Annotated in this window: 20 protein-coding genes and 1 riboswitch; of the genes, 6 read left to right on the forward strand and 14 right to left on the reverse strand. The window is 55.3% G+C overall.

The window, feature by feature from the left end; all coding sequences use genetic code 11:
* Nucleotides 1-28: 28 nt before the first annotated feature.
* On the reverse strand, nt 29-541 hold the full coding sequence (locus WFM49_RS02170) for a hypothetical protein (protein ID WP_039941590.1): 513 nt from the start codon (nt 539-541) through the stop codon (nt 29-31).
* Nucleotides 542-852: 311 nt separating this feature from the next.
* On the opposite strand from WFM49_RS02170, the gene ribA reads away from it, so the two are divergent.
* A complete protein-coding gene (gene ribA / locus WFM49_RS02175) occupies nt 853-1,524 on the forward strand; it encodes a GTP cyclohydrolase II (RefSeq protein ID WP_009456248.1) in 672 nt (223 codons plus the stop codon).
* A gap of 295 nt (nt 1,525-1,819) precedes the next feature.
* Here ribA and WFM49_RS02180 read toward each other — a convergent pair whose 3' ends face one another.
* Nucleotides 1,820-2,446, reverse strand: coding sequence for an FMN-dependent NADH-azoreductase (locus tag WFM49_RS02180; protein ID WP_026483011.1), 627 nt, complete (start codon nt 2,444-2,446; stop codon nt 1,820-1,822).
* 125 nt (nt 2,447-2,571) lie between these two features.
* Here WFM49_RS02180 and WFM49_RS02185 point away from each other — a divergent pair, with 125 nt between their 5' ends.
* The gene (locus WFM49_RS02185) at nt 2,572-3,480 is read left to right on the forward strand and encodes a LysR substrate-binding domain-containing protein (protein WP_009456252.1); all 909 of its coding nucleotides are present in this window, start codon (nt 2,572-2,574) and stop codon (nt 3,478-3,480) included.
* A gap of 5 nt (nt 3,481-3,485) precedes the next feature.
* Here WFM49_RS02185 and WFM49_RS02190 read toward each other — a convergent pair whose 3' ends face one another.
* Nucleotides 3,486-5,048 (reverse strand): glycosyltransferase family 39 protein, encoded by a 1,563-nt coding sequence (locus WFM49_RS02190; protein ID WP_336971425.1) that lies wholly within the window; start codon nt 5,046-5,048, stop codon nt 3,486-3,488.
* A gap of 90 nt (nt 5,049-5,138) precedes the next feature.
* Nucleotides 5,139-5,316, forward strand: a riboswitch (yybP-ykoY riboswitch).
* Here WFM49_RS02190 and WFM49_RS02195 point away from each other — a divergent pair.
* The gene (locus WFM49_RS02195; protein ID WP_009456260.1) at nt 5,317-5,892 is read left to right on the forward strand and encodes a TMEM165/GDT1 family protein; all 576 of its coding nucleotides are present in this window, start codon (nt 5,317-5,319) and stop codon (nt 5,890-5,892) included.
* A 5-nt stretch (nt 5,893-5,897) separates the two neighbouring features.
* On the opposite strand, the gene WFM49_RS02200 is transcribed toward WFM49_RS02195, so the two are convergent.
* A complete protein-coding gene (locus WFM49_RS02200) occupies nt 5,898-7,604 on the reverse strand; it encodes a methyl-accepting chemotaxis protein (RefSeq protein ID WP_336971429.1) in 1,707 nt (568 codons plus the stop codon).
* Nucleotides 7,605-7,806: 202 nt separating this feature from the next.
* Nucleotides 7,807-8,430 (reverse strand): helix-turn-helix domain-containing protein, encoded by a 624-nt coding sequence (locus WFM49_RS02205; protein ID WP_009456265.1) that lies wholly within the window; start codon nt 8,428-8,430, stop codon nt 7,807-7,809.
* Between the two features lie 852 nt (nt 8,431-9,282).
* Here WFM49_RS02205 and WFM49_RS02210 point away from each other — a divergent pair.
* Both WFM49_RS02210 and speE read left to right on the forward strand, forming a co-directional pair.
* Nucleotides 9,283-10,368, forward strand: coding sequence for a sensor histidine kinase (locus tag WFM49_RS02210; RefSeq protein WP_235484268.1), 1,086 nt, complete (start codon nt 9,283-9,285; stop codon nt 10,366-10,368).
* A 174-nt stretch (nt 10,369-10,542) separates the two neighbouring features.
* On the forward strand, nt 10,543-11,820 hold the full coding sequence (gene speE, locus WFM49_RS02215) for a polyamine aminopropyltransferase (RefSeq protein ID WP_336971433.1): 1,278 nt from the start codon (nt 10,543-10,545) through the stop codon (nt 11,818-11,820).
* 111 nt (nt 11,821-11,931) lie between these two features.
* On the opposite strand, the gene WFM49_RS02220 is transcribed toward speE, so the two are convergent.
* On the reverse strand, nt 11,932-13,641 hold the full coding sequence (locus WFM49_RS02220; protein WP_336971435.1) for a sulfate adenylyltransferase: 1,710 nt from the start codon (nt 13,639-13,641) through the stop codon (nt 11,932-11,934).
* Nucleotides 13,638-13,937, reverse strand: a complete 300-nt coding sequence (locus WFM49_RS02225) for a hypothetical protein (protein WP_336971438.1) — start codon at nt 13,935-13,937, stop codon at nt 13,638-13,640. Before WFM49_RS02225 ends, WFM49_RS02220 begins: the two co-directional genes overlap by 4 nt.
* A 164-nt stretch (nt 13,938-14,101) precedes the next feature.
* Here WFM49_RS02225 and WFM49_RS02230 point away from each other — a divergent pair, with 164 nt between their 5' ends.
* Nucleotides 14,102-17,545, forward strand: coding sequence for a hybrid sensor histidine kinase/response regulator (locus WFM49_RS02230; protein WP_336971440.1), 3,444 nt, complete (start codon nt 14,102-14,104; stop codon nt 17,543-17,545).
* Here WFM49_RS02230 and WFM49_RS02235 read toward each other — a convergent pair.
* From WFM49_RS02235 to sstT, 7 genes are all read right to left on the reverse strand, one after another.
* Entirely contained in the window at nt 17,532-18,194 is a 663-nt protein-coding gene (locus WFM49_RS02235; protein WP_009456278.1) for a response regulator transcription factor, read from the reverse strand. The two genes, WFM49_RS02230 and WFM49_RS02235, sit on opposite strands and share 14 nt — an antisense overlap.
* 130 nt (nt 18,195-18,324) lie before the next feature.
* A complete protein-coding gene (locus tag WFM49_RS02240) occupies nt 18,325-19,989 on the reverse strand; it encodes a cation acetate symporter (RefSeq protein WP_336971443.1) in 1,665 nt (554 codons plus the stop codon).
* On the reverse strand, nt 19,986-20,297 hold the full coding sequence (locus WFM49_RS02245; protein WP_009456280.1) for a DUF485 domain-containing protein: 312 nt from the start codon (nt 20,295-20,297) through the stop codon (nt 19,986-19,988). Before WFM49_RS02245 ends, WFM49_RS02240 begins: the two co-directional genes overlap by 4 nt.
* A 286-nt stretch (nt 20,298-20,583) precedes the next feature.
* A complete protein-coding gene (locus WFM49_RS02250) occupies nt 20,584-21,432 on the reverse strand; it encodes a MurR/RpiR family transcriptional regulator (protein WP_336971446.1) in 849 nt (282 codons plus the stop codon).
* 194 nt (nt 21,433-21,626) lie between these two features.
* Nucleotides 21,627-22,130: a nucleoside 2-deoxyribosyltransferase gene (locus WFM49_RS02255; RefSeq protein WP_009456284.1), complete on the reverse strand. Its 504-nt coding sequence runs from the start codon at nt 22,128-22,130 to the stop codon at nt 21,627-21,629.
* Nucleotides 22,131-22,463: 333 nt separating this feature from the next.
* Nucleotides 22,464-23,096 carry a LysE family translocator gene (locus WFM49_RS02260; protein ID WP_031232457.1) on the reverse strand — a complete coding sequence of 211 codons (633 nt, stop codon included), beginning with the start codon at nt 23,094-23,096 and terminating at the stop codon, nt 22,464-22,466.
* Between the two features lie 158 nt (nt 23,097-23,254).
* Nucleotides 23,255-24,481, reverse strand: coding sequence for a serine/threonine transporter SstT (gene sstT, locus WFM49_RS02265; protein ID WP_009456287.1), 1,227 nt, complete (start codon nt 24,479-24,481; stop codon nt 23,255-23,257).
* Nucleotides 24,482-24,525 lie beyond the last annotated feature (44 nt).

The raw sequence follows: 24,525 nt of genomic DNA on the forward strand, positions 1-24,525 counted from the left end.
GTCCGTTTTCCGCCGCGGGTTCCTTCTTTTATTGAGCGCGGGGTTTGCGCTTGCGCAAACTGATCTTGCGACCGTCGTAACGGTACTCGTCGATCAGGGTGGGATTATCCAGGCTGGGGGTTTCCATGATCAGGGTTTGACCCTGGTGGCGTACTCGAATTTGTGCGCTGCAAGACCCAAACGCTGGCGAGACGGTATAGCCCTTGGATGACACTGTGACCCAGTGATAATAAATCGAGCAACCCCCCAGGCCGTTGTCCACCGAAATCAACGCTGTCTGGTTGTTGGATTGTCTGAAGGCGTAGGGAATATTGATCAAGCCCTTGAGTTCGGGCGCGATGATTTGCGAGTCCAGTTGCAGTTGTGCTTCATAGACATAATCGCTTTGGCTCACTTGCAAGGTGCCGTAGGGGCTGTCCAGACTTAATTGAGAAGGAGGCTGGGGCCAGGTCTGGCTTGCCGCACTATGGGCGACAAACGGTTGCAGGGCCAAGCCGAGCCCAATCACAACATAACGAATAAAGACCTTAGTGGCGGGCATGATCAATCAAGTAAGAGGATGATCAAGGCTCAGTGAAAAACACAAAGCGCCATAGATCATCTGTATTTGTAAGTTTCATAACATTTTATGTATTTTCTTGTTGCGTAGAATACCGGATCGCAGAACTTTTCGCTATAAGGATAGGCACATAAGGTGAATGTTTCATGTCTGTGTCATAGGGGGGACAAGCGAAATTAGTCCTGAAAAGCATCTTGCCTCAGGCTTAAAGAAATGGACTGAATTGGGCTATCATTGCTAGGTTGCCCCGGATGGGGCCAAGCCGCATTTCTTCGTTGCAGCAGAGACTCATTATGCAATCCATCCCGGATGCCGCACTGGCATCAGAATCGGACTCCCCGCTGGCTGCCCAGCAGGCCAAACCCGGCGCTTTATTGGACTACGTCAGCTCCAGCCGTTTGCCTACCCCCTGGGCCGTATTCCAAATCCATGTATTTGTAGAGCGCAGCAATCAAAAAGAACACGTCTTGTTGACCCTGGGGGATGTGGCCGACGGCGAGCCTGTCCTGGCCCGTGTCCACTCCGAGTGTCTGACGGGCGATGCCTTGTTCAGCCTGCGCTGCGATTGCGGCCCTCAACTGCAATTGGCGCTGGAACGTATTGCTACGGCAGGCCGTGGTGCCTTGATGTATTTACGCCAGGAAGGGCGGGGTATTGGTCTGGTGAACAAGATCCGTGCCTACAACCTGCAAGATCAGGGGGCGGATACGGTGGAAGCCAACGAGAAGCTGGGGTTTCCTGCGGATATGCGTCGCTATGATATTTGCAAGGATATGCTCGAGCACGTCGGTATCCAGAAGCTGCGTCTGATGACCAATAATCCGCGCAAGGTAAAAACCCTGCAGGAAATTGGCATTGATGTGGTGGAGCGTGTGCCGCATCAAATTGAAGGTAATCCCTTCAACGAGGCTTACCTGAACACCAAGCGTCTGCGCTTGGGCCACTGGCTGGAAACAGACGAATAAAAAGGGGCGCGCGGGCAGAAATTGATTCTGCTCCGATTTCGTTCCTGCTTATCGCGGTATCAACACAAAGGGCCAATTGATGGCCCTTTGTGTTTTTCTCTGGTGGAGATTAAGCGCGATCAGAATGTGCTGCCTGCTGGCAGGCAACGCAAAAGAGAAAGCCGGATCCGATGTCCACACAGGGATTGGGATCCGGCTTTATCTTTGCTTGCTCAGGCTTGAGAGCTGAAGGGGCGGGTGGCTGCTTGTGCAGAACTAAACAGCCAAGGCCTGGTCGAACCAGGCCTTCCCGGTCTTAGGCAGGGCTCTTTTCCAGCAAGGCGCTGACACTGGCCTTGGCGTTCTCTACAATCTGATCACGCAGCTCTGGGGTTTTGCCCAGACCTTCGGCGTACACAATACGCAGGTCCGTTACACCCATGAAGCCGAACATCACACGCAGGTAGCTTTCCTGATGTTCCATGGCCTGGCCTTGCTCCGATTCGGAGTAGATGCCACCACGGCTCAGAACCAGGTAAACCGTTTTGTCGCCAGCCAGACCTTCTGGGCCATTGCTGGTGTAGCGGAAAGTGCGGCCAGCTTGAGCCAGACGGTCCATCCAGGCTTTCAGTTGGCTAGGAATGGTGAAGTTGTAGAAGGGGGCGCCAATCACCACCACATCGGAAGCCAGGAACTGGCTCAGGTATTGCTCGGTGATGGCGTTCTCGGCACGCTGGCGCTCGCTCAGGGTGGCTGGGTCCAGACCCAGGCGCATGCCCAGGGAGTCAGCCGAAAAGTGAGGTGGCGGGTTCAGGGCCAGATCTACATGCTCCACTTGGACTTGCTCATTTTGCTGGCGCAGCTGATCAACCACAAATTGCGAAAGTTCGCGGGAAACGGAGTTGGCGCCGGTGATACTGGAGTCTACGTGTAGCAGTTTCATGATGTTTGGTGTCCAAAGCGATGAAGGAATGGTGTCATTATGTTTGATGCCCATACCTTTGATAAGCCGGTTTTTCTGAGAAAGATTATTCTACTTTTGTCTGTAATCCTGGAAAACTTCCCTGTATGTATGACTTAAATGACATGGTGCTGTTTACCGAAGTGGTACAGCGTGGCGGCTTTAGTGCTGCTGCCCGACACTTGGGCATGCCGCCATCGCGAGTGTCGCGACGTCTTAGCCGTCTTGAGGCTGAAGTCGGTGTGCGCCTGCTGCAACGCACCACGCGCAGCCTGTCTCTGACCCCTGCTGGAGAGGTGTTCCTGCGCCATTGCCAGGCCATGCGTGACGAGGCCGAAGCTGCGTATTCTGCGGTGGCTCAAGTGCAGCAAGAACCGCGTGGTCTCTTGCGTATCAGTTGCCCGGTCACCTTGGCCCATACGGTCTTGTCGACCGTGTTTGCACAGTTTCTGATTCGCTACCCTCAGGTTGAGCTGGAGGTGGAAGTCAGCAACCGGGTGGTTGATCCGGTGGCGGACGGGATTGATGTGGCTTTGCGAGTGCGCAGCACCTTAAGTGATAGTGCGAGCTATATCGTCAAGCGCCTGGGTGAAACAGGGGCGATTTTGGTTGCTCAGCCTGAACTGCTGGCGCGTTTTGATCCGGTGCGCGGCCCGGCTGATTTGGTGAAATTGCCCACGGTGGCCATGTCGGCCCGACAAGGTCAAAACGAATGGGAGCTGTATGGTCCCGAGGGCGCCAGCCTGACGGTAACGCACAGGCCGCGCTATATGGCCTCGGATTTGCTGACGTTGCGTGAAGGGGTGGAGCAGGGCATAGGCGTGGGTATCTTGCCCGACTATATGTGTTGCGAGGCCTTGAAAGCCGGACGCCTGGTGCAAGTATTGCCACAGTGGGCGCCCTTGCCGGGGATTATTCACGCTGTGTTTGCTTCCCGCCGAGGCATGGCCCCGGCGGTCCGACATTTTCTGGATTATCTGGGTGAGCAACTGCCGGTGCATCACCCCAAAATTTAAGTGATTCAGCGGGCGGTGGCTGCAAAGGGGCAACTGCTTTGTGCGGGCAGAATGGCCCAGTTCAGATCAATCATGGGACTGCGCTCGGAAGACCAGCGCTGCTCGGCCTGCCCCTTGATAGGAGCTTGCTCGTACAGCTGGAGCAAGGATGCAGGAGGTTTCCCACGGGTCTGGATGCTGTAAACAATCAGAGCGCCGCATTCCATATCCTGCGGTAGTGTCAGCCAAGGTGAAGCAGCCGGGTCAGCATCAATAAAGACCATCACATCCTGGCCGGCATGAACGGCAATATTGCCGCCTAGCCAGGTATCGGCTACGACGACTTTAAGTGGGATGCCGGGCATGTGTTCGTTCCAGATGGCTTGCATTTGGGTAGATACTTCCGGGCCGGGGAAGGTGGAGCGAGAGTCCCGACCTTTATGCCAGGCCAATGGGCCACGAGCCAAGGCGTAGCCCGATGCCAGCAATATCTGCAACACGATCACAATAATAGCCACGCGCCGCAGCTGGATCTTGTCCTTGCCGTGCATGAGCCAAAGAGCAAAAAAGCCATACAAAACAAAAAAAGTGGTGGCCCAGGAAGCGACCAGACGGGTGCCCATGATGGCTGAAATCAAGACCGTGCTGATGATGGGAGTCAGGCCCACCCACAGCAGGAATTGCTTGTCGCTGCGGGAAATATCATCGGCATAGCGTTGCTTGTTTTGCAAGGCCGTGTCGGATGGGGCCAGCTTTTTCCTGGCGCGACGATTCCAGATGCCCAGCGCAATCATGGCCACAACCATGGGGCTTAGTCGCCCCAGCTGGTCCAGGCTAAACGCCAGCAGTTCCTTGTAGGCCTCCCAGCGGGTATGTGTTTCCAGCGAGCCGTCCATATAGCGGAAGGGGGCGAAGTCGTGCTTCACCAGCCAGTACAGATGGGGCGACAAGACCAGCACATAGGCAAGCAGGGCCAAGCCCAGCCCTATCCAGGTCTGCCGCTGACGCCACATACCGCTGCGCAGGAAATACAAAAAGAAGGCGGTGAACAGAATCACGGCACTGTATTTGGTGACCGTAGACAGCGCAGCGACGGCGCCCAGCCATAACCAGTCTGCCGGTTTCTGGTCGCGGCTGGCGCGATAGAAAAACCAGGTCGCGGCGGTTACGGACCACAGTTGTGCCGTGTTGTGATTAAAAATGGTGCCGCGCAAGGAAAAGTAAATACTGACAGAACTGATCAGCAAGACCATGAAGGCGCGTTCGGGGTTCAGGAATTCGCAGGCCAGTTTCCAGATAAACCATAGCCCCAGCACCGAAGCTGTCATGCCCGCGGCAAAGGTCAGCCATGCCGGGCGTCCGACTACGCTGGTCAAGGCGGCCATCACCCACGCTGGAAAGGGGGGATGCTTCAAATAGCCCAGCTCGAAACTGGCCGACCAGACCAGTTCTTCCATGCCGTCCAGATCGGGGGCTTTATGGCTAATCGCCATCAAAACGGTCCACAGCAAAATCATGAATAACAGATACAGCAGCACATAGCGCTGGTAGGTGTTGGGCTGAGCCGATGCTGGATTTTGGGCGGTCATGCGTCTGGTGAAAGCGTGAAAATAAGCAAGTGTACTTCTTGTGCGTTGAAAAGCCCCGATTGGACAGGCGTCTTAATCTGGGCTACGATGCGCTTCGTCATTAGGGAGTAGCCGCTTCGGTTTACCGAAGATCAGCGTCAACATACTTGACCTACACAGGGTCATGGCGCTGATAGCAACTTAGCCTGGCAAGACTTTTGACCATGGACCTTCGCGTTTGGCCGGGAGGGTTTGTGGTCATCTGTCTCTTATCCGGCCAGGAGTTGTTATGGAAGCGTTGTTTATCTCCACGGGTGTGGTTGCCTTGGCAGAAATTGGGGACAAAACCCAGTTGTTGGCCTTTATTCTTGCAGCCCGCTATAAACGCCCTTGGCCCATCATTCTCGCTATTTTCATAGCAACCTTAGTTAATCACGGTCTGGCTGGCGCCATTGGTGCTTGGGTTCCCGCTTTGCTGGATCCGGAAGTGCTGCGTTGGGTGCTGGGTATTTCCTTTCTGGCCATGGCCATCTGGATTCTGATTCCTGACAAGATCGATGATGCCGAAGCCACCCGTACGCGTTTTGGTGTTTTTGGCACCACGCTGGTGACATTCTTCTTGGCCGAGATGGGCGACAAGACACAGATTGCGACGGTCGCTTTGGCTGCTAAATATCAAGAGTTCGGTTTGGTGGTGCTGGGCACGACCTTGGGCATGATGTTGGCCAACGCACCTGCCGTTTTGTTTGGCGAGCGCATTGCCCGCCGTTTGCCGACTCAGTTGGTACACCGGATTGCTGCCTGTATCTTTGCCGTGCTGGGTGTGCTGGCCTTGTTGGGAGGGGCTGAAAGCCTGGGCTTTTAGCGAACTCAGGTACTGGATGCCAATTGTCGTAGTCGGCCTGGGTGGGCCGGTTTGCGACGAGCGGCGTCCATTTTCACAACCGGGGCCAGGATCAAGGGGGCAGCAGAGCGAGTGGGTGGGTGGGTATGTGCACTTTCTCCATGATTCAGGACACTGATAGCCTCTTGCAGTTCGGCCCCATTCTGGTTCAGTTCCTGCGCTGTTTCACTCAAGTCATGGACCAGAGCGGCATTGTCGCTGGTGATTTGGTCCACCTGTTTCAAGGCCTGGGTCAACTGGCCCAAACCGATGCTCTGCTCGCTGGTGGCAGCAGAAATCTCACCCATCAAACCCGCAACCTCAGACACGGATGTCAGGATTTCCTGCATGGTCTGCCCCGCATGGGCGGCGTGGGTGGCACCTTCAGCACTGAGGGTTTGGGTTTCGGTGACCAGTTGCTTGATTTCATCGGCCGCTTGAGCCGCTTGCTGAGCCAGCGAACGCACGGCAGAGGCAACCACCGCAAAGCCTTTACCGGCCTCTCCGGCGCGGGCCGATTCAATTGAGGCGTTGATCGACAGGATATTGGTCTGAAAGGCGATGTTATTGATCATCGACACGATATTGCCGATATGCTGCGAGCTTTCCAGAATCTGCTGCATGGATGAGCTGACTTTCTGAACCGCATCGTTCCCGCGACCCGCGATATCCGCGCTGCGGCTAGCCAGTTCGTGGCTGGCCTTGGCGTTTTCCGCGGTCTGTAGAACGGCTTGCCCAAAGGAGCTCATACTGGCAGTGGTCTGCTGCATGGACGCCGCTTGCTCTTGAGTGCGTGCTTCCAGCAGGGCGCTGTTATCCGAGAGTTTGCGTGACACCATTTGATTGTTGCTGCAGCTATGGTCCACGTCGGTACTAATGCTCATCAGGCTCTTACGCATCAGATCCAGATTCTGGCCCAGCGTTTCCAGCTTCTTTACAGCGGGCCCGCGTGTGTTGACTGTCAGGTTGCCTGCGGCAATTTGTTGGGCGATGTGCGTGGCCGTTTTAAACGATCCCAAAACCCGTCGCATCAGCACGGCCTGATAGCCCAAAATCATCAGTGTCCCCACCCCCAGAGAACTGGCCAGGAGGATCATGCTTTGCTGTGGCATTTCCGTATTCAGGATCATGGCAATAATCCCGCCGGTAATACCCAGATTCAACAGGCCTTTTCGTAAAAAGGCGGCCAATAAACTGGGACCAGCCAGGAAACGAAGGCCGGCAAAAGGGCGACGCCAGCTGCGAGCCGTAATTTGGCCAGCGCGTATCGTTCGGGAACGATTTCGGCCTTCGCGCAATTCCTGATAAAACTGTTCAGCTGCTTGAATATTCTGAGGTTTTGCGCGCACACGAACCGACGCAAAGCCGGTTAATTCCCCTTGTTCAATAATGGGACTGGCATGGGCCAGGACCCAATAAAAACCGCCGTCCTTACGGCGATTCTTTACCACCCCCACCCACGAACGTCCCTGTTTTAAGGTATGCCACAAATCTGCAAAAACTTCGGATGGCATATCGGGGTGACGCACGATATTGTGCGGCTCGCCAATCAATTCTTCCCGACTAAACCCGCTCACCTCGACAAAGGCCGGGTTCGCATAAATGATGCGGCCGGCCAGGTCAGTTTTGGAAATGAGATATTGCTCGTCCAGCAGCTCGGTTTCGATGCCGGTAATTGGTAGGTTCTTGCGCATAGCCTTTCCCTTTGTATTTTTGTATCAGCAAAAGACTCGAGATAAACGGATCAATTTCTTGTTGTGAATTTTCGTGAATAGTATCATTTGATTCGTTTTTTATGTCTAAAAATAAAAAAATGATAATCAAATGAAAATTTTTGTCACAAAAAGATCGAAATTGAAAAAATTGATCCTGGCTGATAAAGGGCAGAGGGCGTGCTCAGGAGGGCAGGTACTGGGCGTGGAAGGCTTCGCTGAGCAGTTGCAGGAGCAGGGCAATGGGAATGGGCTTGGTCAGGGCTGTTGCTTTGCCGGGCAGACCGCCACGCGCGTGAATATCGGCGGCGCTCAATGCAGAAATCACATAAATCTGGGTATGTTCGGTTTCAGGGGCATCGGCCAGCGCCTTGAGCATGGCAAAACCATCCAGTTTGGGCAGGTTCAGGTCCACGATCAGCACATCGGGGTAGAAATTGCCGGCAGCAATCAGACCTTTCAGGCCATCTTGCTCGCAGCGCAATTCGACCGGGAAGGGCAGATGTTCCATGGCCATGCGGTAAATCGCCAGCAAATCCAGGTCGTCTTCAACGACCAGTACGCGCAGGCAGGGTTCACCGCTGCAAACAGGTAGGCTGGGAGTGATCGGAACATCAGGCGTCGGGGGGCTGGTTTGCCCACGGCGCTCTTGCAAGATGGCTTGTACGGAATCGCGGTCGATGCGACGGTGCCCGCCTTGGGTTTTCCAGGCTTTCAGGGTCCCGGCTTCTACCCAAAGTTGTACGGTGCGTACAGACACACCTAGTAAATCAGCAGCCTGCCGAGTGGAGTAAACGGCGTCGTTCATGGAGTCAACAAAATGAAAGCAGGCCAGACCGGGGAAAGAAAGGCTATGGGCCCCGATGTAGCAGTGCAGAGTGTAGAGACGGTATTAGTAAGTACAGAAATACTACTAATGGCAATGGGAAGTGGCCTGTTCACGCCAAGTGATAGGCAGAGTATTCGACACACATGCTTCTAATATCTCCGATTTTCAGATGTTCATGCTTCATCAGGGACTCACTTCAATCGGGCGGGCCTGTGAACCTGGACTCGCCTTGCTGATTTTACGCGTATCCCTTGCGCTGTCGTGTTACCGGACGGGCCCAGTGTGGGGAGCTGAACACACTTATAAGTGTTGATGTTACGGGCGGGTCCGGGCGGTGCTCGGCTTGTCGGGCCAAGAAAAACGGTGTTAGCACCCTAGCACTTGTTTTTATCGTTAGTCTTGATCCTGGTCAGTCTTTATGAAATAAATAGGAATCCATTTTGTACAAGCCCCCTTGTTTCCTCAAAGAAAATTTATGCGCCTTATGATAAGGCCGTTTCTGCCGTTAAGCAGTATGGGCGGTGGTTTTGGAGTAATACTTTTAAAAAGTACTAATCCCTTTCTTATTGTTCCGCCCGATTGTTATGAAATTTCTTTATTAGGCGATTAACCGTTTTTTCACCCAGGCTGATGCAAAGGCATTGGCAGATCAGTAATCCCATCTAGAAAAATGCTTGGTTTATCCGCTGGACTGGATTTTTGTCGCATGGAGATTGAAACCACACTGAGGCAGGCTTGGTGCTTGTTTTGGGACGAAAATAGGGGATTGGCTTGTTGCTCACACTATTTACCAGTTTTTTGATCGGGCAACGTTTGTTTGACCGAGCGAGCGTGCTTAAATGGCCGGGACAGGCTTATGAAAAAGCACATCGCTTTGAGCAAATGCTGGATGCCTTGCCCGATGCTATTGTCATGTTCGATTCCTGTGGGCGAATTGAGGGTTGTAATCGGGCCATGCGGCGTTTGCTGGATACGCCGGAATTGGCCAATGACAACGATGATTTAATCGATTTTTTCCAGAATCTGGAAAAGGGAATACGGGCAGATTTAGCGTATTTGCTCCCTGGGATTAGTCGGGTTATTAACCGCGAAAAAAATCCTTTTTACTATGTGCACCGGGATGGGGAAGGGGAACAGGCCCGCGCCCTGGAGTTTCATGCCTATGCGGCCTCCGATTCAGACAGCGCAACTTTGTTGATGATTCGCGATGTCAGCACAAAAATGCAACAGGAGCGCGATCGTGCTGACTGTTTTGCCATGGCTGCCCATGAAATACGCTCCCCGCTGGCCGCCATCAGCGGCTATATCCAATTGCTGCAACTGGAGACAACCCCGTCAGCCTGGGCTAGCAAGATCTACTCTCAATTACATGAAAAGGTTCGTGGCGTTGATGTGCTGCTGGACGATTTGACGCGCTTGAATCGCATGGAGTATGAGGGCACGAGCATGCAGGAATGGCGCGAGTCCGATTTGCGTGCCGTGCTGCGCCTGAGTCTGCGCCCCTTTCACGAACAGCGCCACCGCATTTACCTGGATGTGCCCGAGTATGGCTTGTGGGCCAAGGTGGATATCGTTCCTTTATTGGTGGCTTTGCGCAATGCGCTGGAAAATGCCCTGAAGTACTCCGCGCCGGACACCATGGTGACCCTGCGCTTGCAGCCGGGCGAAACCGGTTGGGCTCGGATAGAGGTCCTGGACCAAGGGCCGGGAATTGATCCGCTCTATAAAGAGAAGGTCTTTGACAAGTTCTATCGCCTGCCCGGCCAACAGGTGCAAGGAAGCGGTCTGGGCTTGTCCATTTTGCGCTCGATTGTTCACCACCACGGGGGCAGAGTCTATTTCAAGGACCGCCCGGGTCCAGGAGCGCATTTGGTCATGGAATTGGTTCTGCTGCCTTCCGCGTCGTATATACCTTAATCTTCCCTTAAATAGGGTTATTTTCATATATTTAAGTTTGATATAAGGTACAATTTGCGCTCTTTTCGATGAAGCGAGGTGATCGCCATTCCAGGTGCACCTCGCTTTGAAGTTTTTACGTTGCGGTCGTCTCGTTGGTAGGGAGCGCAAAATCTGTTAAAGGAGCACACGATTATGCAAGGCTTGCACTTGACCGCAGACCTTTACCAATGTGCATGCAGCCCGGAGCTGCTGATCGATGCCCAGAAACTGGCGGATTTTTGCCGTCAGCAGACTATTGATGCAGGGCTGACGATTGTTGGTGAGGAGTGGCAGGCATTTCCCGAATTTGAAGGGCAGCCTGGTGGTGTTACCGGGGTACTGTTATTGGCCGAGTCTCACTTGGCCATCCATACCTGGCCAGAGCGTGGTGGCGTGACGCTGGACGTTTATGTCTGCAATTTCATGCAGGACAATTCCGGCAAGGCGACCCGCCTGATTGACGGTATTGAGCAGGCTTTCAAGCCCGGTCAGGCCCAGCGTAATCGCTTGTGGCGTGGCGAGGCCGATGGCCCGGCCCATGCTGGTGAACTGCTGACGGAAAACCTGAATCAGGATGCGCTGTACGGCTTTCGCTTCACCGAGCGCTTGCTGGAGCGCCAGACTGCTTTTCAGCGTCTGGAGTTGCTGCGTTCCGAAACCTTGGGTAAGACCTTGCGCCTGGACGGTTGCATGATGACTTCCGAGGCCGAAGAATTTTTCTACCACGAAGGTCTGATTCACCCGGCCGCTATGTCTCACCCGAATCCACGTCGTGCCCTGATTGTGGGCGGTGGGGATGGTGGAGCCCTGGAAGAACTGCTGAAGTACCCCAGCCTGGAGCGAGTCTCTCTGGTTGAGCTGGATGGGGAGGTGATCGAGGTGGCCCGCGAGCACTTGCAGTCCATTCACAAGGGGGCGTTTGATAACCCGCGTGTACAAATTCAGATCGAAGACGGCGCGAAGTTCCTGGCCCATACACAGGATCGCTTTGACTTGATCTATCTGGACCTGACCGACCCCGAAACTCCGGCCGGCCCCTTGTACACGACTGCCTTCTTTGAGTCCTGCAAACGTGCGCTGGCAAGTGGTGGTGCTTTGGTATTGCACCTGGGTTCGCCTTTCCACGAAAGTCAGCAGGTCAAGAACCTGAGCGAATCCCTGGCCAGTGTGTTTGCACAAGTGCATGGCTACGGTCTGCATATTCCGCTGTACGGCTCTTACTGGGGGCTGGCAATTGCCTCCGACGAGCTGAACCCGCGTGCTTTCTCCGCCGAGCAAATCCAGGAACGACTGGAGCAGCGTATGAGCAGCGAGAACCAGGACTCCCTGCAGTTCTACAACGCTGATATTCATGGTGCCTTGTTTGCTTTGCCTACTTTCTACCGCCGCCTGATGCCTGTGAATGAGGTCAATCTGGAAGAGGTCTGTTAAGCAGGTTCTGGACAGTTTGAGTCTGCCTTCGGGCAGATTTCGTGATGAAAAAGCCCCTGATCTTGTTAAGGTCAGGGGCTTTTTCTGTTCAGGAGGAAACTGGATAGAGCCTTATTCCTTATCCGCCCCACGATAGCGCTGGTAAGGCAGGACGTTCCAGGTGCGTGTGGTCAACTGCTTGGCAGAAATCACGGTCGGAATATCATCCAGCAGGCTGCGGGCCGAATGCAGCTCGCGCACGACTTCCTGCTTGTCCTGATACATGAACTCGTCCGAGGCTTCTTCCGGTGCTTGCTGCTGCTTTTCTTCCAGATCGCTGATCAGACGCTCTTGCTGGAAGCGCAGGGCAGCACGTGCATCCTCAATCCAGGCGGCTTGCATATTGCGGTTGTGATCCACCACGGCGCTGTACTCGGTGTACACCCCGTTGTAGATATCTCCCGCATGGTGCCGCACGTCGTGGCTGGCGATTTCCAGATCGCGCACCGTCAGCTGAGATGGATCCAGTGGTTCACTACGCTTGGCCCCGCCCAGACGGGTGTACTGGGTGTAGTAGGGGAACATGCTCTGGATCACCTTGCTGACAGGCTGGATTGCTTCGCCTTCCTCGCACAGTCCTTTGGGCTGTACGCCTTGCATGGCCGGCAGAATGGATTCAGGGCGACAAATTTCCTTGGGCGGCATGATGCCGTGACGCAGCATCTCGCGAATGCCGGTGCCGGAGATGGTCAGCCTGAAGCGATCATCGTGCGGGCAGGTCTCGGAAGTGGCATGGCAGGCACAACGCGTGCAGTAAAACACTTCGTGGAACAGGCGCACATCAATGCCCATTTCCTTGGGGCTGAACTGATCGAAAATACTGTGGCTGGCGTACTTGTCGTAGTAGCTGCCAATCCCGGCGTGATCCCGACCAATCAAGGCGTGGGTGCACCCATAGTTCTTCATGATCAGGGCATGCAAAATGGTTTCGCGTGGGCCAGCAAAAATATAGGTGACCCGCAGCGGCGAGAGGATGGCACGGTCCTTGGGGTAGTAGGTATCCAGTACGTTTCGGTAGGCCATCATGCGGAACTCGTGGCGCACGTATTCACGCTTGGCCATCTCTACCAGTGGCTGCAGGAACAGGCCATCAATCCCTTCCAGCGCATTGCGGTGAATGTACTCGTGGCCACGGTGCAGCGGATTCGCACCGGTGATAAAGCCTGCCACGGAATTGAATTTCTTTCCTTCATAGAACAGGCGCCAGGTGTCTTTGGGTTCGCGGCGCAGCTTCTCGAACGGGCCCCAGTCCACACGCTGCAGCAGGTGCAAGGTGCCACCCAGGGACACATCGCCCATGCGGCGGTAAATGGAGTCCACACCGGGGTGATTTCTGTCCGTGGTGCCAAACAGTTGCTGAGCGCGCTGCTCCTTGTCGTAGGAGAAGATGTCCTCGATGCTCAGGATGGCTACCGGCTCGTTGTCGCTATTGGTCAGCGCCACTTCAGAGCCGACCGAAAGTCCTTTAATAATGTCGCGGTTGCGATCGCCAATCGGGGCGAAGCTCAGCGGCACAGGCCACACCACACCATTACTCAAACGACCCTCTTTGAGCACGGAGTTGTAGTCGGCCTCGTTCATGAAGCCTTTGTTGGGGGAGAGCACGCCCGTAGCAATCATCTCGATGGTGATGACGGCTTCCAGATCCACGCGGATGCTGGGCAGGGTGCGCGCACGTTCGATCTCGTCCTTGACGCGATCCTCCGGGACAACCTGGTTGACCAGCGTTCCACCGTGCGGTTGCTGTGGATAGCGATCAAAGTTCAATGTTGAGTGGTTCATATTGCCTCCTTTAATTTGCCCCGCGTGACGATGAAAGATAGTTTTTTTGTCGGGGCGTTTTTCGTTTGCGAGTGATAGATGAGTTCTGGACTGGAGCAGTGACTCCCCGGTTTCAAACGCTCTATTTCTTCTTGTGATGCCAGACGAAAGCTCTTCGTCCAAACAGGTGATGCAGCGCTGGCTTGAATACCGCCTGCGCATTGTTTTGCTGCGCTTGTTAAATGCGACATGAGGACAGGAATGCAGGCATCGTTCCGGGTTTGTCGGTGCGTGAGGTGATCTTCACCGTGGCTCATGATGCTGCGGGTGCTGCCTGCCCAAGAGATCTGTCCTGAAAATCAAATTGGGTATAGGTGATAAGCCCTAGTTTTCCGAGCTCAGATCCTGCTGGAACTGTCTTAGTATTACTCACAATCGCGAGAAAAATCATCGCGTTATACCAAAGTAGGAGACAGTGCAGATGACGCCAGCTTGGGTGGTGTTGGCCTCGTTGATTTACGCCGCAATTTTGTTCGCCATTGCCTGGTTCGGGGACAGGAATCCTTTGTATACCCAGCGCCCCTGGTTGCGACCTACGGTCTACAGCCTTGCCTTGGCTGTGTACTGTTCGTCGTGGACGTTTTACGGCGCGGTCGGGTCGGCGGTGCGCTATGGCATTGGCTTTCTGCCTATTTATCTTGGCCCCATGCTGATGCTGCTGTTTGGCTGGCGGATTATTGAACGCCTGGCGCTGGTGGCTCAATCCCAGAACACGGTTTCCATTGCGGACTTCATGGCCAGTCGTTATGGGCGCTCGCAGCGCTTGGCGGCCATGGTGGCGGGGATTGCCGTGGTGGCGGCCGTGCCGTATCTGGCCCTGCAATACAAGGCGGTGGCCTTGAGTTTGAGTGTGCTGGCCGGGACCGAGTTTCACGCCGGGCTGTTTGGTGATCCGGCCTTGTATGTCGCGATTTTGATGGCCTTGTTTTCTATTCTGTTTGGAACACGCCAGGTGGACGCGACCGAGCATAGACCGGGTTTGATGCTGGCCGTGGCCTTTGAGTCCGTGGTGAAACTGGTGGCCTTGGTGGCGGTTGGCCTGTTCGCCTTTCGCTGGTTTGGCAAGACTGAACTGAATATGGTGGGGGCCGTCAGCACACTGTTCGAGAACAGTCCGCCGGTGGGTTTTGTCGGTCAAACCTTGCTGGCCTTTGCCGCGATTATTTGTTTGCCCCGTCAGTTCCATGTGGCCATTGTGGAATGTGGGGACGTGGTGGATATACGGCGGGCGCGCTGGTTGTTTGGGGCGTATCTGCTGGTGGTCAGCGTCATGGTCTTGCCTATTGCTGCGGCAGGAGTCAGCTTGTTTGGCGTCGGGGGCGAGGGCGTGGCACCGGACAGTTTTGTGCTGGCCTTGCCCCTGTCGCAAAACCAGGTTGGCTTGGCCTTGATGGTTTACATAGGCGGTTTTTCGGCCGCAACTGGCATGGTCATTGTGACCAGCGTGGCGCTCTCAACCATGGTCAGTAATGACTTGGTGATGCCTTTGTTGCTGCGTCGTGGCTGGGCACAGTATCAGCAAAGTACGGTGGCTTCCACAGTGCTATGGATACGTCGTGTCGCCATCATGGCGCTGGCGGGTGTGGCTTACGGCTATTACATGCTCAGCGGCAGCGATACGACCCTGGCCGCTTATGGGCTGATGGCCTTTGTGGCGGTTGCGCAGTTTGGGCCGGGCTTGATTGGTGGTTTGTATTGGCGCGGTGCCAGTCGACAGGGCGTAGAGGCTGGACTGCTATTGGGCTTTGCCATCTGGGTCTATACCTTGCTCTTGCCGACGCTGACCGAGGTGGGCTGGCTGGCGGATGATTGGTTGTATCACGGGCCATTTGGCCTGTCCTGGCTGCGCCCTTATCAACTTTTTGGCGTAGAGGGCTGGGACCCGCTGACACATGGCACTTTCTGGTCCCTGCTGTGCAATATCAGCGCCTTTTTGTGGGTGTCCTGGCGTCGGCGTCCGGGCTTGGGAGAGCGCTTGCGGGCCGAGCCGTTTCTTAATCCTTATGCGGAGCGGCAGACCTTGGCGGCCCGTCATTCTTATGGGGATTTGTCGGTACAGGATTTGCTGCTTTTGGCAGAGCGTATCGTTGGTAAAAAAATGGCGAAGCGGGCTTTTGAAACGCAGGCCAGACAGGCCAAGCAATCGCTGGAGCCTGGTTTGCGGGCGGATAGTTCCTGGGTGCATTTCACGGAGCTATTGCTGGCAGCTGCGGTGGGGGCCGCGTCCGCGCGCCTGGTGCTGACCAGCGCCTTGCGTGGTTCGGGCATGGAGGTGGCTGCCATCATGGCCGTGCTGGATGAGGCGGGGCAGGAACTGCGTTTCAATCGGGATATTTTGCTGGCCACCTTGGAGAACATTGATCAGGGTGTCAGTGTGGTGGATGCGGACATGCGGCTGGTCGCCTGGAACCAGCGCTATCAGCAGTTATTCGATTACCCGCCCAGCATGTTGTACGTGGGAAGATCCGTGGCGGACCTGATTCGCTTTAATGCCGAGCGGGGCAAGGTCGATGGCGTGGAAAGCATAGGGGTGGAACAAGCCATAGAACGTCGTATTCAGTTCATGCGCGAAGGCTCTTCCTATGTGACTCAGCGTATGTTGAATGACAAGCAGGTGATCGAGCTGCGGGGGCGGCCTTTGCCGGGCGGCGGTTATGTCACCAGCTATAGCGATATCACGCACTACAAGCGCGTGGAGCGCGAGCTGCGGGAGATGAACGACAGCCTGGAGCAGCGTGTCGCGGTGCGTACGCAGGAGGCGGAAAAAGCCCAGGAGTCTCGTACCCGATTCCTGACGGCCGTCAGCCACGATGTGCTGCAACCGATTAACGCGGCACGTCTGTTTGCGTCGGCCTTGCGCGATACGCATGACCTGGCGGAGATGCCCAATCTGGCCGAGCGAGTCGATACCTCTTTGCGTACGGCGGAAGAATTGCTGGAGGGCCTGCTGGATATTTCCCGTCTGGATGCCGGAGCCTTGAAGCCGGATCTGGGCGTGATCAATGTGCAGCATCTGCTGCAGCATTTGGCAGACCAATACGCTCCTATGGCTGCACGACGTGGTATCCAGTTGCGGATTCATGCTCGACCTTTGCAGGTGTATAGCGACCATCGTCTGTTGCGGCGCGTGCTGCAGAATTTCCTGGCCAATGCCTTGCGCTACACCCAGGAAGGACGAGTGGTGTTTGGCGTGCGTGTCCGGGGCGAGGAGCTGGAGTTTCAGGTCTGGGACTCAGGCCAGGGTATCCCGCCACATCATATTCAGCAGATTTATGCGGAGTTTCATCGCTATGAACAAGCCTTCGATTGGGATGGCCGTGGCCTGGGCTTGGGCCTGTCCATTTGCCAACGTATTGCGGTCTTGTTGGGGCATACGCTGGATGTGCGATCCGAAGTGGGGCGTGGCAGCATGTTCTCCATTCGCGTTCCTTTGAGTCATGCTACGCAGGCCAGCAGTCAGCAAAATAACGAGTCCAGCAAGCCTGCCGATGGCTTGCCTTTAACAGGCTTGCGTGTGCTGTGTCTGGATAACGATCTGGATATTATTGCGGGTATGGAAGTGCTGCTGGGGCGTTGGGGAGCACAAATTATCACCGCCAATACGGTAGATAGCGCTTTGGAGAAAATTGCCTTGAGTCCCGATGTCTTGCTGGTGGATTATCACTTGCATGATAGGCTGGACGGCTTGCAGGCACTGCAACTATTGCGTCTGCATCTGCCTCATGCGCAAGGCGCTTTGTTGACGGCGGATGGTAGCGATGAGCTGAAAGCAGCGGCTCGACAATATGGTTATCTGGTGCTGACCAAGCCGGTAAAGCCCGCTTCACTGCGAGCTTTTCTGACCGCGCAAATTAAAACGTATTAGCGTCCTGAGATTCGTCCTGGTTCAGGCCAAGATGACTGGCCATCAAGACCGCCTGGGTGCGATTGGAAGCACCGAGCTTGCGCAGGATGGCGGTCATGTGCGCCTTGATGGTGGCCTCCGAGACATTCAGTTCGTAGGCAATCTGTTTGTTCAGTTGCCCGGTGCTGAGCATTTGCAGCACGCGAAATTGCTGCGGTGTCAGCTCGCGCAATTTCGCCGCGACCTCCCGTTCGTCCAGGCTGATGCCCGGAGAGGAAGAGCCGATTTCCGGCAACCAGGTGCCACCATCCAGAACCACCTGCAGGGCTACGCCCAGCGTCTGTGCATCAATGGATTTTGGGATGAAGCCCATGGCTCCGTGATCCATGGCGCGGCGCATGAAGCGGGCCTCTTCATGGGCGGTGACCAGAATGATGGGCAGGGATGGGTAGGTCGCGCGTAAATGGACTAAAGCGCTGAAACCGATTGCCCCTGGAATATCCAGATCCAGCAAGAGCAGATCGGCGTCAGGATGGTCGTCGACCAGGGGATACAAATTGGAGATACGATCCGCTTCGTAGATGGCCGTGCCGGGAAACAGGCTGGCGACGACGCCTCGTAACGCCTCACGAAACAGGGGGTGATCGTCAGCAATGAGCAGTTCATTCATGTGGGGATTATGCCATGTTCAAGTATCTGTAATGGTGCCTGCCAGGATGAGCTGCCTATCAGTAAAAACAGGGCACCGAAATGCCCTGTTTTTTTTCCCTGCGTGCTGATTAAGTCAGCGTTAAAAAGGTTTAGTGAGCGCTGGCGCTGGCAGCACCAATGCCGGTTTGACTGCGTACGGTCAGAGCCTCGAAGGCTTCGCGTTCCTGGGTAGCGCGGGCGCTGTTATCCAGGGTCGAGAACAGCCAGATCGAGAAGAAAGCCAACGGAATGGACAGGATGCCAGGGTTAGGGAAGGGGGTGATGGGCTCGGCAAAACCGAAGACATCCACCCACACGGTGCTACTCAAGACCACCCACACCGTGGCGGTGACCAGGCCCAGAAAACCGCCAATGGTGGCACCACGCGTGGTGCAGCCACGCCAGGCAATCGACAGCACCAGGACCGGGAAGTTGGCACTGGCTGCAATGGCAAAGGCAAGGCCCACCATGAAGGCGACGTTCTGGTTTTCAAAGATAATGCCCAGCAAAATCGCCAGCACGCCCAACACTACTGTGGAGATACGCGAAATGCGCATCTGGTCTTTCTCGGTGGCGCGGCCTTTGGCAATGACGTTGGCGTACAGGTCATGAGAAATGGCGGCGGCACCGGCCAAGGCCAAGCCTGCAACCACGGCCACAATCGTGGCGAAGGTAACTGCTGCCAGGAAGCCCAGCAACAGGTTGCCGCCTACCGCATTGGCCAGGTGCACCGCCACCATATTGGTGCCGCCAATCAGGTTGGTCAGCATATTGAAAGAGCCGTCCGGACCCGTCTGGAAGTACTCGGGATGCTTGACCAGCAAGGCAATCGCACCGAAACCGATGATGAAGGTCAGCAGGTAGAAGTAGCCAATAAAGCTGCTGGCGTAGATCACGGATTTGCGGGCTTCCTTGGCGTCCGCCACGGTGAAGAAGCGCATCAGGATATGGGGCAGACCTGCGGTACCGAAGGCCAGCGCGATACCTAGCGACAGCACGTTCAGCGGGTTGCTGCTGACGGCAGCGCCGGGCTCAAGAATGGCGTGTCCGGTGGGGTGTGTTTCCACGGCGGCGGCCAGCATGGCATCGACATCCCAATAGAACGCGGCCAAAACCAGAACAGTCATCAAGGTAGCACCGACCAGCATCAGCACGGCTTTGATGATTTGTACCCAAGTGGTGGCCGTCATGCCGCCAAAGGTGACGTAAATCATCATCAGCGAACCCACAATCACCACGGCCACGTTGTAGTCCAGACCAAACAACAGCACGATCAGCTTGCCAGCACCGACCATTTGCGCGATCAGGTACAGGGCAATGATCAGAAGCGAGGCACTGGCCGCCAGAATCCGCATGGGGTTTTGCGACAGGCGAAACGAGGTGACGTCGGCAAAGTTGTAGCGGCCCAGATTGCGCAGGCGCTCTGCAATCAGGAACATCACAACCGGCCAGCCGAACATGAAGCCGATGGCGTAAATCATGCCGTCGAAACCGCTGACGTACACCATGCCCGCAATCCCCAGGAAAGAAGCGGCGGACAGATAGTCCCCGGCAATTGCCAGGCCGTTTTGAAAGCCGGTCAAACCGCCACCGGCGGTGTAAAAGTCGGACGTGGTGCGTGTACGGCGGGCCGCCCACCAGGTAATGACCATGGTCCCGGCAATAAAGATCAGGAACATCACAATGGCAGAGGTATTGGCCTGGCCGGACGGGGCCGCCATGGCATTGCCACTGGCCATGCCAAACAGGCCTAGGCTCAGAAGTAGTCTCTTCATGTCACGTCCTTCATGATTTGAGCCAGCAAGGGGTCATACACCTTATTGGAAATGTAGACGAAGGTGGACACCAGGACGACGGCGCTAATCAGCACAATGGCGGCGCTAAGCACGCCAATGGTCATGGTCATGGAGCCGACAGAGCGGCTGAAAAGTTCGGGGTCAAAGGCCAGGGTCAAGATAAAACCGGCGTACACAATCACGGTCAAGCCGAAAAAAATCAGGCTCATGCGGTTGCGTCTTCTAAGCAGCTCTTGATAGGCGGGGTGCTGGGTTACTGCCGTCACGACAGTATTGGCTGAGCTCATTCTTATGTCTCCTTATGGGGTTTGATGATTCTTGGCATCGAGGCTCTCTAAACACGGCGTGTACAGAGAGTTGGCGCTTGAGGGCGCTCTGTGTACAGCATGTATAGAACGAATCAACTTTTCCCAACAGGCGACTTTGGTCGTAGATGAGGGAGGAGAAGGCTCTGATTTTGGAGCCTTGGTTTAGCTGGGCGGGGCAAATGATGCAGGAGACGCACTGGCACAAGAGCTGGTCTCTTCTGCTCTGAGTGGCTTGCAGAGCTTGAAAAGGGTGTTTTTTGTTAGTTCAAAACAGCGCGTCAGCGGTGGCCAGTTCTTGTTCTGATTCATCACGGCGATCAGCGCCACGTACTTTCAGTATTTCGGACAGCAGCAGATGAGACAGGCTGGCAACGGCCACCGAATTATCAGGCAGCGCTTCAGGCCCAGGCTGGCAGGGCAGGGACCAGCGGCTCTTGGGCCGCTCTTTATAATCCTGGTCGGTGATCAGCACGATGTCCGCACAGCGTGTTTCCAGGCGTCCGATCAGCTCCGGCATTTGGCTGGGGCGTGGATGCAAATCAAAAACAATCACGACATCCTGGTGCTGAATGTCGGCCAGGTAGTCGGAGACGGTTTGCCCCGCTCCGGGGATAAGCCGTACGCCCGGCATGAGTTTGGACAAATGCCAGTAAAAATGCCCGGCCAGAAAGTAGTTTGCCTGCAAACCCACCAGCCAAACCTGCCGCGCACGGCTGATGGCCTGACTGGCTTCCTGCAGAACAGAATGGGACAGATGCCGATAGGTATTGCCCAGCTTGCTATAGCTTTCCTGCAAGTGTGAGTGCAAGGCGGCCTCGCCCGGAGATAGCGGCTGGTGGACCGAGGTGAAGGAGTCATCCGTTCTTTCCGTGCGAATCTGCTTGCGCGCCGCTTCGTAGTTGGCGTATTCCAGACGACGGATCAGACGTGTGACAGTGGCATTGGAAACTTGGGCCAGACTGGCGAGTTCCGAGGCGTTGTAGCTGGATAAATCACCCGAGAAATCCAGTGTGAATTGGGCCAGACGTCGTTCGGAAGCGGGGAGATCACTAAGAATGGCGCGTACACGATCAAGAAAAGAGATGTTGCTGGTGTCTGGCATGGTGCGGGGCATAGCCCTGTTTTTTTGATTCAGGAAAAGCGGGTGCGGCGGGGAACCAATTGTGGTTCCTGTGTTCGGGCAGGGAATTTCTAGTCCACATCATACCTGAGTACAAGATGCGTTTAATGTCCCTGAAAACCGTTTAATTTTGACTCTGTTTGACTGCTTGTGATTGATTAATCAGCAGTATTTTTTCCGAAAATGAATTAGCCAATAGCTTTGAAATAATCCTGTGCGGCGATCAGGGCATCTGTAAAGGAACCGTGTACAAACTCCGTGCTGATCGCCACCATCAAGTTCGAGGGCAGGCCAAAGTCTTCGATCAGCGCACCATTGCGATCACGCCAGATCTGGCTGGCCGGGTCCAGCACAACTGGGCTGTAGTGCTCGCGGACGGTGTCCAGAACGGTATCGGCGGTAGAGCGGTAGGTAAAAACAGGCAGGCCCTGGGCTACGGCGTAACCGATTTCAAAAGCAGTGCCGGTATCAATCTCTGCGCCTCGAAAGGGCGTGATATTGGCCAGAACCGCATCGGCTTGGTCCAGCAGACGAATATTGTGGTGGTAGATAGCCGAGGCCTCGATCTCTTCCTGATCAACGGGATGCAAGGGCTTGAAGCCAAAGTCTCGTACCAATTGCTTGTGCAGCTTGGCACGCTCGGTGGCATCGCTGAAAAACACATCAGGACCCGCTAAATAGATACGCTTCATCTTGGCTCCTTGTTGATTCGGGGTGAAGGGAAATCGTGCCGGTTCAGGCTGGGCTGCTGGCCGCTGGGGCAAACCGGAGTTTGTGAGACATGGCTGTTCTGAACCCGTAGCAGGCTATTCGTGGTGGCCATCTGAATGATGATATACGATCCCATCAGCCTGAACATGGCGCTGGGTGAAAGGACCTGGCACGGGTTTGCGGTTTGTCGTTTGGCGTGTTGCTCTAGCGTCACGGATGGTGAGGTGCAGTCTTGTCGTAGACAAGACTGGCTTGCAGCACATAAGAAAAAGGGACCGATTCAGGTCCCTTGTTTTCCTTGGCGGTTGCGATCTTCAGTTGGAATTACCGCGTCGATACAGACTTAGCGCAATACCCAGACCTGCCAGCATGCCAGCACAAGCCCGGTTCAACCAACGCATAGCCTTGCCGGAAAGCAGCCGCATGGCGTGATGGCCACCCACGGCATAGACAGTCATTAAAGCCATATCAATCAGGGCTGTGACCAAGGCCAGTGTGATGTACTGAACGGCAATCGCTTCTTCCGGACGAATGAATTGCGGCAAAAATGCAGAGAAGAACAGCAGCGCTTTAGGGTTGGACAGGGCAACCAGCAAAGATCGCAGAAAAGCCGCGCGACCCGTCCGAACTTTTTCCGTGGGGGTGCCTGTCTGGATAGAGCTGACCGGAGCGTGCCAGAGACCATAGGCCAGATAGAGCAGATACGCCGCACCTATCCATTTCACCACTGTGAAAAGCTGCTCGGAGGCAAGCAGCAGCGCGCCCAGTCCACAGCCGACGGCAGCAATCAGAATCAGGTCCGAGAGCGCCGCACCCGCAATACCGCATGCTGCGATCCGTTTGCCGCCATGTGCACCATTGTTCAAGGCAAGCAGCATGGTGGGGCCCGGCATGATAGTGACGGCCGATACTGCAACGATATACAGAGAAAGGCTGGCTAAATCCACGAAGATTCCTTGGTAAGAGTCTGATTGCAGAAGCATTGAGTGCCTGCGCACTCAAGCATGGCGGCGGGTACTTGGGCTGAGGCAATCAGGCGTTGCTTGATCGGCCTACAAAAAAGGCCAGCCTGAATGGCTGGCCCCTTGTGCGTCAAGATATCAAATCAGGCACGGCCTGGTTCGAGTGTTGCCGCAGCGGTAAACAGCACGTCGGTCGAGGAGTTCAAGGCCGTTTCTACCGAGTCTTGTACCACTCCAATCACAAAGCCAACGCCAACCACTTGCATGGCGACATCGTTGGAAATACCGAACATATTGCATGCTAGTGGAATCAGCAGCAAAGAGCCACCAGCAACGCCCGATGCACCGCAAGCGGCAATGGTAGCCACCAGGCTCAGCAGCAGGGCGGTAGGCAGGTCAGCCGGGATTTCCAGTGTGTGCACCGCAGCCAGCGTCAGGACGGTAATCGTAACGGCAGCACCGGCCATATTGATGGTGGCACCCAGTGGAATTGAAACCGAGTAGGTGTCCTTATGCAGGCCCAGGCGCTCGCACAAAGCCATGTTCACAGGGATGTTGGCCGCAGAACTGCGGGTGAAAAAGGCTGTGATACCGCTTTCACGCAGGCAGGTGAATACCAGCGGGTAGGGGTTGCGACGAAGCTTGGCAAACACGATCAAGGGGTTGACGACCAGAGCCACCACCAGCATGCAGCCTACCAGCACAATCAGCAGCAGCCCGTATTGGCGCAGCGCATCAAAGCCCGATTCAGCAATAGTGACTGCCACCAGACCAAAAATACCCAGCGGCGCAAAGCGAATGACCAGGCGCACCAAGGACGACACGGCATTGGCCATATCGGTCAGCAGGTCGCGAGAACCTTGCGAGCCGTGTTTCAGCGCCAGACCCAGAGCAATAGCCCAGGCCAAAATGCCCATGTAGTTGGCATTGAGCAAGGCATCAACCGGGTTCACCACAATGCTGGTCAGCAGATCCAGCAATACCTCAACGATATTGCCAGGAGGGTTCAAGGTGGCATCGGCCAGATCCAGCTTGAGCTTGACGGGGAAGGCGAAGCTGGCGATCACGGCAATCAGTGCAGCCAGGAAGGTGCCCAGCACGTACAAGAGCAAAATAGGACCCATGCGGGTGGAGGACTGGGCTTTTTGGTTGGCAATGGAAGACATCACCAGAACAAACACCAGAATCGGCGCAACCGACTTCAAGGCAGAGACAAATAATTGGCCCAGCAGGGCGATCGAGTGCGCGGCATCGGGAGCAAAGCGTCCCAGCAAAATACCGGCGATCAAACCGATCACAATTTGAGTAACAAGACTGCCGTGCAGGATAAAGCCTAATGGGCCTCTGGCTTGGTTGGCGGGATGGGCCATGAAAAGCGACTCCAAACAAATGGGTAGGCGTGAAGTACGTGAAA

The sequence above is a fragment of the Alcaligenes sp. PF14 genome (genome assembly GCF_037150615.1).
GTDB classification, from domain to species: Bacteria; Pseudomonadota; Gammaproteobacteria; order Burkholderiales; family Burkholderiaceae_B; genus Alcaligenes; species Alcaligenes phenolicus.